This window comes from Devosia sp. Micro-HW1 (assembly GCF_056341075.1).
In genome coordinates this window covers 3208162-3221508 of the sequence record NZ_CP094375.1, presented here as the reverse complement: position 1 = coordinate 3221508, position 13347 = coordinate 3208162, and the positions used below count along the sequence as shown (strand labels likewise).

The window sequence follows — 13347 nt, the reverse complement described above, 5'->3', positions numbered from 1 at the left end:
CGGCATCTGCCATAGGCCCCCACCTTGCGCACTCTGCTCCTTGCCCTCCTCGCCACGCTGGTCCTCGCTGTCATCAGCGTCTTTGTCGGCGTCAGCGATGTCTCGATCCCGAGCCTGCTCTCGGGCGGCGTCAATTCGCGCGCCATGGAAGTGCTGCTGATCAGCCGCATTCCCCGCACCATGGCCCTCGTCCTTGCCGGCGCCGCGATGGCCATTGCCGGTCTCGTCATGCAGATGGTGGTGCGCAACCGTTTCGTTGAACCCTCGACCACGGGCACGACCGAATCTGCCGCACTCGGCTTTCTCGTCGTCACCCTCTTCGCGCCCGGCTGGCCATTGATGGCCAAGATGGGCGTATCGGCGCTGTTCGCACTTGCCGGCACGGCCCTGTTCCTGCGTATCCTGCGCGCGGTGCCGCTGCGCGATGTGCTGCTGGTGCCGCTGGTCGGCATCATGCTGGGCGGCATTATCGGGGCGCTCACCGCCTTCATCGCCTACCGCGCCAATCTCATGGCCTCGATGCTCGCCTGGAACATGGGCGACTTTTCGGGTGTGCTGCGGGGCCGCTATGAATTGCTCTGGATCGGCCTTGTCTGCTGCGTCATGGCCATGGTGGCCGCCGACCGGTTCACCGTTGCCGGCATGGGCAAGGATTTTACCACCAATCTCGGGCTCAACTACAATCGCGTCATGACGCTGGGTCTGGTCATCGTCTCGCTGGTCAGCGCCGTGGTGCTGGTCTCGGTGGGGTCGATCCCCTTCCTTGGCCTGATCGTGCCCAATCTCGTGAGCCTCATGATCGGCGACAATATGCGCCGTACCGTGCCCTGGGTCGCCATTGGCGGCGCCGGCATGGTGCTGGCCTGCGACATAGCCGGGCGCCTCATCCGCTTCCCCTATGAAATTCCGATTGCCGTGGTCATGGGCGTCGTCGGCAGCGCCATGTTCCTTTACCTTTTGCTCCGCACGCCGCGAGGCGCGACATGACCGACCAGGCAATCGCCCCCACCCGCCTTGCGCTCGGCCGCCCGGCGCTCGTTCTGATCGGGCTGACGCTGCTGGCGCTGGTCTCCATTGCCCTGTTCATGACGCTCGGCGCCAAGGGCAGCTGGAGTTTCGTGCTCTCGTTCCGCGGCAAGAAGCTGCTCGGGCTGATCCTCGTGGCCTATGCGGTGGCGGTCTCGACCGTGCTGTTCCAGACCGTCACCAACAACCGCATCCTGACGCCCTCGATCATGGGCTTTGACGCCCTCTATGTGCTGATCAAGACCTCCATCGTCTTCTTTCTCGGCGCCGGCGCGCTCGTTGCCATCGACAGCCAGATCCAGTTCGTGGTCGAAGTGCTGGTCATGGTCGCCTTTTCGGGCCTTCTGTTCCGCTGGCTGTTCCTGGGCGAAGAGCGGAGCCTGCATCTGCTGGTCCTGGTCGGCATCATCTTCGGCGTGCTGTTCCGCTCGCTGAGCAGTTTCATGCAGCGCATGCTCGATCCGGGCGCCTTCAACGTGCTGCAGGACACCATGTTCGCCAGCTTCTCCACCACCGACCCGACGCTCCTGGGCATTTCCTGCTTCATCGTCGTGGCCGCCAGCATTGTCGGCCTGAAACTCATGCACACCTATGACGTGCTTTCGCTGGGGCGCGCACAGGCGATCAATCTGGGTGTCGACTACAGGCGCACCGTGGTCATCATCCTCAGCCTCGTCGCCGTGCTGGTCTCGGTGTCGACGGCGCTGGTGGGGCCGGTCACCTTCTTCGGCCTGCTCGTTGCCACCCTCGCCCATTCGCTGGTCGGCAATTCCAAGCATCGCTTCGTGCTGCCGGCAGCGATCCTGCTCGGCATTGTCGCGCTGGTCGGTGGGCAGACCCTGCTCGAACGCGTCTTCGCCTTCGACACGGCCCTCTCCATCATCATCGAATTCCTGGGCGGCATTGTCTTTATCGCCCTCGTCCTGCGGAGGTCGGCGCGATGATCGTCACCAGCAATGTCACCAAGAATTACGGCCCCTCCTGCGTCGTCAACGGCGTATCGCTCAGCCTTGCGCAGGGCGGGATCACCTCGATCATCGGCCCCAATGGCGCCGGCAAGTCGACCCTGCTCTCCATGGTCAGCCGCCTGATGGCCATGGACAAGGGCACGGTCACCGTGGGTGGGCTCGATGTCACCACCGCGCCCAGCGACGAGCTGGCCCGGCGCATGTCGATCCTGCGGCAGGACAATCACATGACGGCGCGCCTCACGGTGCGCGACCTGGTGTCCTTTGGCCGCTACCCCTATTCCAAGGGGCGCCTGACGCCTGAGGACAAGGGCCACATTGACCGCGCCATCACCTATCTCGACCTCGACGCCCTGAGCAGCCGCTTCCTTGATGAGCTTTCCGGCGGCCAGCGCCAGCGCGCCTTCGTTGCCATGGTGCTGGCCCAGGACACCGACTATGTGCTGCTCGACGAGCCGCTCAACAATCTCGACATGAAGCATGCCATGGGCATGATGAAGCTCATGCGGCAGGCGGCAAACGATCTGGGCAAGACGATCGTGCTGGTGCTGCACGACATCAATTTCGCCTCCTGGTATTCGGACCATATCGTGGCCATGAAACTGGGCGCGGTGGCCGCCCAGGGCACGCCGTCGGAAATGATCCGTCCGGACGTGCTGTCGGGCATCTATGAAATGGACATCAAGGTGCACGAGATCGGCGGGCAGCTGATCAGCGTCTACTACGGCTGAGCGGCGCCCATGTCGGCAAAGGCGACGACCCGGTTCCGGCCCTGCGCCTTGGCGGCATAGCAGGCCGCGTCGGCTTCACCCATGAAGCCGAGCGGGGAGGCCGGCACCCGGGTAATGGCGGTGACGCCGGCACTGGCGCCCACAGAATAATCCCGGCCGGCCCAGGAGAAGACCAGCGCTCCGATGGCGCGCACGATCTTTTCGGCCACCTGCTTGCCATGGGCGGTGGAACAGTCTTCCAGGATCACCGCAAATTCATCCCCGCCGATGCGGGCGGCCATGTCGTGGCTGCGGCAGACGCTCTTTATCGTCTGGGCGATCTGGCGCAGCAGGGCATCGCCGGCCGCATGCCCGGCGGTGTCATTGACCGGCTTGAAACGGTCGAGATCGAGATAGACCAGGCAATGCTCACGCTGGCTGTTGCGCGCGGCCAGGATCGTATCGGACAGGGCCCGCTCGAAGGCGGCCCGGTTGGGCAGGCCGGTCAGATCATCATGCGCCGCCGAATGGGCCAGCTGTCGCTGCAGCGCCCGGCTCTGGGTCACATCCTGGAATACCAGCACGGCGCCGGTCAGTGCGCCGCCCTCACCGAAGACGGGCGATGCGGTGCACCGGATATCGCGGCGGGGACCATCATGGGCACAGAGCAGGCTGTCATCGTCGGCGCGGATCTGGGTTGCGCTTGCCAGGCACGCCGCCACCGGACAGGGCAGGTCGCGCTCGGTGCGTTCGCTGCGCAGGCGGAACACGTCGGCGGCGGGGCGTCCCACGGCCGCAGTGGCACGCAAGCCGGTGAGTTTCTCGGCAGCCGGGTTCATGAAGACGACGCGACCGTCGAGATCGGTTGAAATCATCCCATCGGCCATGGCCTCGAGGGTCACGCGCAGCCGTTCCTTTTCGGCCGCCAGTTCCTGCTCCATCACCTTCAGCCGCGTGATGTCGGTATCGGTGCCGATGGTGCGGACGGGATTGCCGTCCTCGTCCCATTCCACCGGGCGGCCGCGGCTCAGGATCCAGACATAGCTGCCGTCCCGCTTGCGCTCCCGGTATTCGAGGGCATCGAAATCGGTATCCCCGAGATCCTGCTTGTCGACATTGGCCAGGATATGGGGACGGTCATCGGGATGGATGCGCTCAATCCATTTGCGCTGGTCGCCATCGACGTCTTCATCGGGCGGGATGCCACGCATGACGCGCCACATGCGCGAATAGAACATGGTGTCGCTGCGGATGTCGTGGTCCCACACACCCTGGCGCGCGCTTTCGAGCGCGAAATTCCACCGGCTCTCGGAGGCGGCCAATGCCTCCTCGGCGCGTTTCTGCAATTCGATACTGTTCATCTGCACCAGCACCAGCGCCGGCGTGTCGTCCTCGGCCGGGAGGATGGTAGCGCCGACCATGACCCAGACGGCATGTCCGTCGGCATGGCGCAACTGGTGTTCGCCGCGGCTGACCGATAGCTCGCCGCGCAGCAGGCGATCAAAGTGCAGTCGCGCCGTGACATGCGCCTCTGTGGCCACCAGGTCGGCAAAGTTGAGCTGGCCGCCGGGCTCGGGCAGGTGGCCCAGAAGGTCGGCAAAGGCAGGGTTGGCATAGACCACGACGCCATCCACCGTGGTCACCAGCATGCCGAGCGGGGCCGCATCGAGCAGGCGCGCAAAAGTCCGCGCCGTATGCCATGCATCGGCGCCGGACTGCGTCGCGGCCTGTGATCGGGGCTTTACCATCATGTCATCATCGCCGGTGAGGCTTAATAACTGGCTTCGCGCCGATCACATTTTCACGGCGGATTGTCGCTAGGGCAGGCGTTCGAGGATGAAATCGCGCTCGACCCCGAGGCCAACCCACTCGCTGGGATGATCGGCGTCGAAGATCAGCGTATAGGGGCCGGCATAGCCCGCCTCCTGGGCGGCCGCAACGCAGAGGCCGTAATCGGCCTCGTCCATCACGCCATCGGCAAAGCTCGCCTTGGCGTGGCAGAGCGAGGCGCGCGGAAAGATCGACCTCAGGCCTTCATACTTGTCGGGGCCGGCCCAGTTGCCCATGTCGGCCAATAGGCCCACCTGCCCCTCCAGCCGGTCGAGCAATTCGTGCACGGCGTCGGGCGTCGCGAGCAGGTCGAACCAGTTTTCGGTGACGAGCTTGAGCGGTGAGCCGGCATTGAGCGCCAGCAATTCCCTAAAGCCAGCGACCGACCGAGCCATAGTTTCGGCAGAGTATTGCTGCTTGCCGGCAATGATCCGGGCATTCTCGGCCCCCAATGCATTGGCGACATCGACCCAGCCGGCAATCCAGCGCGTGTCGCTCTGGCCATTGACCGGGTCCGTCATGTCGCCGGCATCGATGAGCAGGGTCTGCAGGGTCACACCGGTCACTTTGAGCTGGTCGCGCAACTCACCGAGATAGACGGGATCGCGGCTGCGCAGGTGAAAGGAGACGATCTCGAGCCGGTTGTATCCGTGGTTGTTGAGCACCGAAGGCAGGCCGAGCAGGGATTCCTCGCCTTCACCATAGCGGTCATCACCATTCCCGATGGCATCGGTGCTCAGGTCGTGGGGATAGATCGTTCCCAGGAACCGGTGCAGCGACCAGGTGGATACGGCGATGCGCTCGTTGGAGTCGGCCATTTGTGTCTCCTCTTTTTTCGAGAGAGTTCCACGACATAGCGGGCATGGCAAGGCACCGCTCGCGGCAAGGAATCGTTGACTTGTGCGGCTCGCTGGCGCCACCTCTGCGCAGGGGCGCGAGCGGGGAGACAGGTCATGAACAATGCCAGGGGCCAAGGCGGGGTTGCCTATGCCAGCCGCGAAAAGGCCTATTTCGACCGGCGGGGCCTGGTTCGCCACGCCAATGTCTGGCACCTCTGGGCGCTGGGCGTCGGCGCCGTCATCTCCGGGCATTTTTCCGGCTGGAATGGCGGCCTCTTGCAAGGCGGCTGGGGCGGCATGCTGGCCGCCACGCTCATCATCGGCGTCATGTATCTGGGTCTCACCTTCGCCATTGCCGAAATGAGCCCGGCTCTGCCCCATACCGGGGGTGCCTATTCCTTTGCCCGCACGGCCATGGGCCCATGGGGCGGCTTCATCACCGGCCTCACCGAGAATGTGGAATATGTGCTGGCGCCCGCCGTCATCGCCTTTTTCATCGGCTCCTACATGACCGGCATTTTCGAGACGCCAGAGGCCTGGCAACCGGCCTGGTGGGTCGGCTGCTATCTGGTTTTTGTCGGTCTCAACATGTGGGGCGTGGCGCTGAGCTTTCGCGTCACCGTGGTGGTCACCCTGCTCGCCCTCGCCTGCCTGCTCACCTTCTGGATCTCGGCCCTGCCGCGTCTCGATTTTGCGCGCTTCGCCCTCAATGTCGGGCCTGAAGGCATCGAACTGCCGGACGGGAACGGGCCGCTGCTGCCCAACGGGATCATGGGCATTTTCATGGCCCTGCCCTTTGCCGTCTGGCTGTTCCTGGCCATCGAGCAATTGCCGCTGGCCGCCGAGGAAAGCATGGACCCTAAGCGCGACATGCCGCGCGGCATTCTGCTTGGCTTCCTCACCCTCTCGGTTTCGGCGCTGGCCGTGCTGACGCTCAATCCATCGGTTGTGGGTGTCGGCGCCTTCGCCCTGGGCGGATCGGGCGAGCCGCTGCTCGACGGCTTCCGCGCCATCTTTGGCGACGGGCTGGCCAAGGTGCTGTCGCTGGTGGCAGTGCTCGGGCTCGTGGCCTCGTTCCATACCGTGGTCTTTGCGCAGGGGCGGCAGATTTATTCGCTGAGCCGGGCCGGCTATTTTCCGACCTTTCTGTCGCTGACGCATGACCGGCGGCGCACGCCGCACCTGGCCATGGTGTTCGGCGCCATTGTCGGCCTCTCTGTGCTCACCGCCATCTGGTTTCTTGCCGGGGAAGACGACCGCGGCTCCATCATCGGCTTCACCCTGCTCAACATGGCCGTGTTCGGCGCCATGCTGAGCTACATCATGCAGGCGCTGAGTTTTATTCTCCTGCGCCGCAACCTGCCCCATATCCCAAGGCCCTTCCGCAATCCGCTGGGCATTCCGGGCGCAGTGGCGACGATCGCCATCGCAGCGGTGACCCTGTGGTTTCAGGTGACCGGCGACGCGACCTATCGTGCCGGTATTTTCGGCGTCGGCATCTGGTTTTCCGTCTGCATCGCCTATTTTGCCCTGTTCGGGCGGCACCGACTGATCCTCTCCCCCGAGGAAGAGTTCGCGCTCGAGCATGGGCGGAGGACGCGGTGAGCAAACGAGGTGGTCATTGCCCGGCCTGACCGGGCAATCAAGGTTTTACGACACCGCAGCATGGACCACCCGGTCAAGCCGGGTGGTGACGATAGTCGGGTTAGCCAGCGTGTGGACCTAAGTTAGTCCACCCGCCCGCGTGCCGCGACAGCGACGGTCTCGACCAGTTCGCCATTGCGGATGAGGTTGACCCGATCAAAGAGATTGGTCACCGGGCAGCAGTGATTGGGGATGATGCGGATGACATCGCCGATCCCAGGCTTGGTGGCGCAGGCCGAGACGTCGAGCGTCCCGTGCTCTTCGCTGAGGCCAACCACTTTCGCATCCGGGAATTCCACCACATGACCGTGGCCGACAAGGCCGAGCAGGTCGCTGGTCAGTGCCTTGGAGCCGGCGTCGATGATGGCGCGGTTTTCGGTCGGGCGGGAGACGACCGTGGCGAGGACGGTCAGGGCGCAGTCCTCAAAGCTGGCGGCGCCGGCGGCGACCTGCGAGCGATCCATATAGATATAGGTGCCGGGGCGATATTCCGACGCGACGGCGGCGGCCTCGCCCATCTTCCAGATGTCGGGCGTGCCGCCGGTGGTGATGGCGGGCAGCTCAACGCCCGCGGCCAAGAACACGTCTCGCGCGCCGGCCAGCCACTGCGCCGCCGCCTGATATTTACCGGCTGCCGGATAGGTCATCAGCCCGGCAAAGGCGAGGCCGGGCGCGGCAATGATCTGCCTTGCCAGGTCCAGCGCTGCCGCTGGCGACTGCACGCCGCAACGCCCCATGCCGGTATCGCATTCAACAAAGACGCCCAGCGGCCTCATCGCATCGGTGAAGGTCGCAGCCAGGCCCGCGACGCAGTCGGCACTATCGGCCACGACGCGAATGGTGACGCGCTCATGCAGCGCCTTGAGGCGCCTCAGCTTGGCGGCGCCGATGATATTGAACGTCAGCAGCAGATCGGTGAGCCCGGCATCGGCCATGACCTCGGCCTCGCCCAGCTTCTGCACGGTGATGCCCACGGCGCCCAGTTCCACCTGCCGTTTGGCAAAGTAGGGCAGCTTGTGGGTCTTGATATGGGGGCGCAGCGCAATGCCGGCGGCGTTGGCGGCATCCTGCGCTTTGCTGAGATTGGCCTCGGCGCGGTCGAGATCGATGAGGACGGCGGGGGTATCGAGTTGGGAAAAATGGGTCACTTGGCCCTCAGGACTTCGTCGACGAAACGGAGATTGCCGGCGGTCAGACCAGCATCGACGGCAATGGTGACGCCGGTGACGCCCGAGGCGGCGTCGGAGGCAAGGAACAGCGCCGCATTGGCCACTTCTTCCGGGCTCACCATCCGCCCCAGCGGATAGTGCGGCAGGACATTGTCGAGGAGGTTGGGATTGGCGGCGAGGCGATGATCCCAGGCCGGGGTGCGCACCGAGCCGGGCGCCACGACATTGGCCCGCACCCCCTCGCCGCCGCGTTCGACGGCAATGGCCTTGGCATAGGCGATGAGCCCGGCCTTGGCGGCTGAATAGCCCGGATTGCCGAAATGCTGGAGCGCGTTGACCGAGGAAATGAACACGACATTGCCCGAGCCGCGCTTCGCCATGGCATGGGTGATCGGATCGACCAGAGCATAGGCGCCGTTGAGATTGATGGCCATCTCACTGGCCCAGACATCGTCGTCCAGATGCCCCAGATGTTCGGCGCGGGTGAAACCGGCATTGGCGACAACGGCATCGACCACGCCATGCGCGGCAATGTCGGCCATGGCCGCGGTGCGCGTCGCCTTTGCATCGGCCTGGTCGAACAGCACCGTTCGCGCCAGCGGCAGGTCTTCGAGCATGGAGGCTTCACGATCGGCGCCAACCACAAGGGCACCTGCCTCGTGGAACACACGCACCAGCGTGCGGCCGATGCCGCCACCGGCGCCGGAGATGAGGACGGTCTTGCCGTCGAGGCGGAAGGGATTGAATGTCATTTTGCTTTTGCCCTCACAAACACAGTGCCGCCCAGCGCCCACCGTCGGTCAGCGCTGAACCTGAATGGCCCTCGGGTCGAGCCCGAGGACGGCCCGGTGGACGGATGAAATCACGGCCCCTTATAGGCCACGCATTCGATCTCGACCTTGCAGTCGACCATCATGTGGCTCTGCACGCAGGCGCGGGCCGGCGGATGCTCGCCGAAATAGGACTTGTAGACGGCGTTGAAGCTCCAGAAGTCCCTGGGATCGTCGAGCCAGACGCCGCAACGCACCACGTGTTCGAGCCCGTAGCCGGCCTCTTCGAGAATGGCGATGACATTCTGGATGGTGAGATGGGTCTGCTCGATGATGCCGGAGCCGACAATCTCGCCATCCTTCATCGGCACCTGTCCGGAGACGTAGAGCCAGCCGCCGGCCTCGACGGCACGGGCGAAGGGCAGGTTCTGGCCACCGGCACCCGACTTCTCTGCTCCATAGCGCTTGATCGGCATTCTGATCTCCATTTCATGAAATTCAATTTCGCTAGTTCGGGTATTTATAGCCAAAATTCTGACACAGGGCGAGTTTCGCTGCCTCAAAATGTAAATTTCTTACGTGAATAGCATTCAGGCTTGGTGTAGTGTGCGGCTCGATCACATCACCGTCCCGTTTCCTCCGGAAATCCGTCCTTGCGCATTTTCACTGCGGCCCTCGCCACCGAAACCAATACATTTTCGCCCATTGCCATCGACAAGCGCGCCTTCGAGGCGTCGCTGCATGCCAAGCCGGGGCAGCACCCGGTCACGCCGACGCTGTGCACCGCGCCGATCACTGTCGGACGGGAGGTTTGTGCGCGCCAAGGGTGGACGCTCATCGAGGGTACGGCAAGCTGGGCGGACCCGGCGGGGCTGGTGGCGCAGGCGACCTACGAGGAGCTGCGCGACGAAATTCTTGAGCAATTGCAGTCGGCTATGCCGGTTGACGCGGTGGTGATGGGCCTTCATGGCGCGATGGTGGCGCAGGGCTATGACGACCCGGAAGGGGATCTCCTCAGCCGCGTCCGCGCCATTGTGGGGCCGGATGTGCTGGTCTGCGCCGAGCTCGACCCCCACAGCCATCTGACGGCCAAGCGCGCCGAAGCGGCCAATTTCTTCGTCTATTTCAAGGAGTTCCCGCATACCGACTTTGTCGACCGGGCGCGCGACCTGTGGTCCATCGCGGTGCGGGCGCTCAAGGGCGAGATCAAGCCGGTCATGAGCGTCTTCGACTGCCGGATGATTGATGTCTTCCCCACCAGCAAGCAGCCGATGCGTGGATTTGTTGACAGGCTGTTAGCATTGGAGACGACGAAAGAGGGACTTTTGTCCCTTTCGGTCGTGCATGGCTTCATGGCCGGCGATGTCCCCGAGATGGGCACCAAGATCGTTGCGGTGACGGACAGCCGTCCAGAGATGGGCGCCGCGCTGGCCGAAGAACTTGGGCGCGAGCTCTTTGCCATGCGCGGCACCTTCATGGTGGCGCAGGTTGACGAAAAGACCGCCGTCGACGCCGCTCTCGCCGCCACCAGCGGGCCGGTTGTCATCGCCGATGTCTGGGACAATCCGGGCGGCGGCACGGCAGGCGATGCCACGGTCATTCTGGGCGAGCTGATGGCGCGCGGCGCGAGCGATGTGGCCGTGGGCACGATCTGGGACCCGATTGCCGTGCAGATCTGTTTTGCCGCCGGGGAAGGCGCGGTCATACCGCTGCGTTTCGGGGCAAAATCGGCGCCCCATACCGGCCACCCGGTCGATGCGCTGGTGACCGTAAGAGGCCTCGTGCGCAATGCCGAGATGAAGTTCGGCGACAGCTTTGCGCCCTTCGGCGACGCGGCCTGGATTCATTTCGACGGGGTGGACGTGATCCTCAATTCCACCCGCGCGCAGAGCTTTGACCCCAGCCTGTTCTCGGCGCTCGGCATCGATCCGACATCGAGGAAGATCCTGCTGATCAAGTCGACCAACCATTTCTACGACTCGTTCTCGAAGATCGCCTCGGAGATCATTTACTGCTCGGCCGGCAAGCCTTATCCGAACCGGCCGGCGGAAACGGATTATCGCAAGGCCCCGCGCGACATTTGGCCGATGGTGGACAATCCGTGGAGCTGACTGCTCAGAACGAATGCTCCTGCGCCTCCCTCCCCTTGAGGGGGAGGGAATGAGGGTGGGGTGAGGCATGAGCTCCGCGGGCGCCATTAGGTCACCCCACCCTAGCTTTGCTACGGACCTCTCGGTCCTAGCGACGCTACCCTCCCCCTCAAGGGGAGGGTGACGAAGGAGCCGAAGTCGTCAGTCGCTTCACCGGAGCGATTTGCGGTTAGTCGGCCTACTCGGCAGACCAGTGCCCATACATGATCGGCATGAGGCCGACCATGGACTTGAAGCGGTCGTAGCTCTTGCGCTCGGGCAGGGTCCAGCCGCTTTCGGCAATGGCCGAGATGCGCGGGAAGACCAGGCGGTCGAAGATGGCGCGGTCGGTCATCGATTCCGACCAGATGCAGCCCTGGATGCCCTTGAGGTGCTTCAGCCCCGCTTCTGAGAAGCCGGCGCGGGCTTCGAATTCGTAGGTTTCCTGCGGGCCGGACCAGCCGGCCCAGCCGGCGCCGGGTTCCGCCCAGGAGACGCCATTGGCCATGTCGAGATAGTAGCGCTGGCCGGGCGAGACGACGATGTCAAAACCGCGTTCGGCCAGGGCCGCGTTGATTTCCACATTGCGCCAGCCAATGACATAGGCCTTGTCCTTAGCCACGGCATCGCCGTGGGCCGCCTCTTCCCAGCCGCCGGTAATGGCGCCCTTGGACGCGATGTATTTGTGCACGCGCCTGATGAACTCGGCCTGCAGGATGGCCGTGGGCGAGCCTTCGATTTCGTCGGCGCCGTGGTGGTTGCCGAGCTGGTTGAACTGGGCTTCGTGCTTCTTGCGCATGGCGGGGCCCGCCATCTTCTCGATCATGTCGAGCGCCAGCGGCGAGCCCGACCAGGCGGCCAGCGGCACTTCGTCGGCGCCGAGGTGGAAAATGCCGGCCGGGAACAGTTCCAGCACTTCATCGACCACCGTCTCGACGAAGCGGTAGACCGGCTCATGGGCGGGGTTGAGACTGTTATTGGGGAAGCCCTGGACCGACTGGTATTCGCCCTTTTCATTGGGATCGCGCAGTTCGGGCAGCGCCTGCAAGGCCGCATAGAAATGGCCCGGCATGTCGATTTCGGGAATGACGGCAATCCCCAGGTCATCGGCCAAAGCCACGATCTCGCGCACCGCCTTCTTGGAATAATAGCCACCGGTGGGCTGCGGGCCGGAGCCGAGCAGCGGCGGCAGCGCCTTGCCGTGACCGCGCCAGGCGGCGATCTCGGTCAATTGCGGATAGGCGTCGATTTCAAGGCGCCAGGCCTCATCCTCGGTCAGGTGCCAATGGAATTTGTTCATCTTGTTCCAGGCCATGAGGCGGATGAGGCGGCTGACTTCGGCGGCAGTATAGAACTGGCGGGCCACGTCGAGATGTTCGCCCCGGAAGGAGAAGCCCGGCGCGTCGCTGATGCTGCCCGCAGTGGGGAACTGGAACGTCCCCGGATACTGCCGCGCGCCGCGCAGGATGTGCCCCAGGGTCACGAGGCCGTAGAAGAGGCCCGAGCGCGTGGTGGCCGAAACCGTGGCAGAGTTTTCGGCGAACGTGATTTCATAGGCCTCGTCGCCAAGACCCGCCTTTTCCACGATATGGACCGGCATGCCCGCTTCCGAAGCCGGGCGCACGATGGCTTCCACCGGGAAGAGCTCGGCGGTGAGGTCGGCAAAGGCCGCTGCCGCGCGGGTGGCGAGGTCGCCGACCGGCTTCAGATCAAAGCCCGGCGGGGCAATGCGGCTGCCGCTGGCGGCGACGTGGTTGGGCCAGGGAATGATCGAATAGGGCGCCGGGGCCTTTGCTGGAACCGGGAATTTCGCGGCGCCCTTGAGCAGCGGGGAATTGTGGCCCTTGCCCTGGGTCGGTGCCGTTGGCACGGCGACGATCTTGCCATCCTCGAGCACGACATAGGCCGAATTGGCGCCATCGCTCCAATGCCGGAGGCCATAGGAGAGGCCACGCGCCGTCGCCGTCCAGGTTTCACCCGGCTGCAGGACGAACCCGTCAGGCGGAGCGATCATCGTATGGTTGGACAGTCGCACGAGGAGCTTGCCGTTTTCCAGCGTCGCATGCGGATCGATACGGGCCGGGCCCGAGAAGCCAAGCTGGAAATTGCGGATCGGCTGGTCGCCGTTATTGGTCAGCTCGATGCCATAGCCAAGCGGCTCGGTGGCGGTAGCGGGGGACCAGGTGGTGACGAGAGAGAAAGACATGGAAGGGGTCCTGATGTGTCGGGATTTCAAGTTCAGCGTCATTGCCCGGCTTGTCC

Annotated in this window: 11 protein-coding genes; 5 read left to right on the top strand and 6 right to left on the bottom strand. The window is 64.3% G+C overall.

The window, feature by feature from the left end; genetic code table 11:
• The first annotated feature begins 24 nt into the window (after positions 1-24).
• From MQW79_RS15520 to MQW79_RS15510, 3 genes are read left to right on the top strand one after another with little or no spacing between them, the layout of a single operon-like run.
• A complete protein-coding gene (locus MQW79_RS15520) occupies positions 25-987 on the top strand; it encodes an ABC transporter permease (protein ID WP_476585373.1) in 963 nt (320 codons plus the stop codon).
• Positions 984-1970 (top strand): iron chelate uptake ABC transporter family permease subunit, encoded by a 987-nt coding sequence (locus MQW79_RS15515; protein WP_476585372.1) that lies wholly within the window; start codon positions 984-986, stop codon positions 1968-1970. Before MQW79_RS15520 ends, MQW79_RS15515 begins: the two co-directional genes overlap by 4 nt.
• On the top strand, positions 1967-2725 hold the full coding sequence (locus MQW79_RS15510) for an iron ABC transporter ATP-binding protein (RefSeq protein WP_476585371.1): 759 nt from the start codon (positions 1967-1969) through the stop codon (positions 2723-2725). Before MQW79_RS15515 ends, MQW79_RS15510 begins: the two co-directional genes overlap by 4 nt.
• Here MQW79_RS15510 and MQW79_RS15505 read toward each other — a convergent pair.
• Together MQW79_RS15505 and MQW79_RS15500 are read right to left on the bottom strand one after the other, a co-directional pair.
• Positions 2716-4455 carry a diguanylate cyclase domain-containing protein gene (locus tag MQW79_RS15505; protein WP_476585370.1) on the bottom strand — a complete coding sequence of 580 codons (1740 nt, stop codon included), beginning with the start codon at positions 4453-4455 and terminating at the stop codon, positions 2716-2718. The two genes, MQW79_RS15510 and MQW79_RS15505, sit on opposite strands and share 10 nt — an antisense overlap.
• Positions 4456-4521: 66 nt before the next feature.
• Positions 4522-5352, bottom strand: coding sequence for a sugar phosphate isomerase/epimerase family protein (locus tag MQW79_RS15500; protein WP_476585369.1), 831 nt, complete (start codon positions 5350-5352; stop codon positions 4522-4524).
• A 135-nt stretch (positions 5353-5487) separates the two neighbouring features.
• On the opposite strand from MQW79_RS15500, the gene MQW79_RS15495 reads away from it, so the two are divergent.
• The gene (locus tag MQW79_RS15495) at positions 5488-6978 is read left to right on the top strand and encodes an amino acid permease (RefSeq protein WP_476585368.1); all 1491 of its coding nucleotides are present in this window, start codon (positions 5488-5490) and stop codon (positions 6976-6978) included.
• Positions 6979-7100: 122 nt separating this feature from the next.
• On the opposite strand, the gene MQW79_RS15490 is transcribed toward MQW79_RS15495, so the two are convergent.
• The 3 genes from MQW79_RS15490 to MQW79_RS15480 all read right to left on the bottom strand — a co-directional run bounded on the left by MQW79_RS15490 (position 7101) and on the right by MQW79_RS15480 (position 9432).
• Positions 7101-8165, bottom strand: coding sequence for a D-TA family PLP-dependent enzyme (locus tag MQW79_RS15490; protein WP_476585367.1), 1065 nt, complete (start codon positions 8163-8165; stop codon positions 7101-7103).
• Positions 8162-8938, bottom strand: coding sequence for an SDR family oxidoreductase (locus MQW79_RS15485; protein ID WP_476585366.1), 777 nt, complete (start codon positions 8936-8938; stop codon positions 8162-8164). Before MQW79_RS15485 ends, MQW79_RS15490 begins: the two co-directional genes overlap by 4 nt.
• Before the next feature lie 110 nt (positions 8939-9048).
• Positions 9049-9432, bottom strand: coding sequence for a RidA family protein (locus MQW79_RS15480; protein ID WP_476585365.1), 384 nt, complete (start codon positions 9430-9432; stop codon positions 9049-9051).
• Between the two features lie 177 nt (positions 9433-9609).
• Between MQW79_RS15480 and MQW79_RS15475 the strand changes: the two genes are divergently transcribed.
• Positions 9610-11067 (top strand): M81 family metallopeptidase, encoded by a 1458-nt coding sequence (locus tag MQW79_RS15475; RefSeq protein ID WP_476585364.1) that lies wholly within the window; start codon positions 9610-9612, stop codon positions 11065-11067.
• Between the two features lie 217 nt (positions 11068-11284).
• Here MQW79_RS15475 and MQW79_RS15470 read toward each other — a convergent pair whose 3' ends face one another.
• Positions 11285-13291 carry a beta-N-acetylhexosaminidase gene (locus tag MQW79_RS15470; RefSeq protein WP_476585363.1) on the bottom strand — a complete coding sequence of 669 codons (2007 nt, stop codon included), beginning with the start codon at positions 13289-13291 and terminating at the stop codon, positions 11285-11287.
• Positions 13292-13347 lie beyond the last annotated feature (56 nt).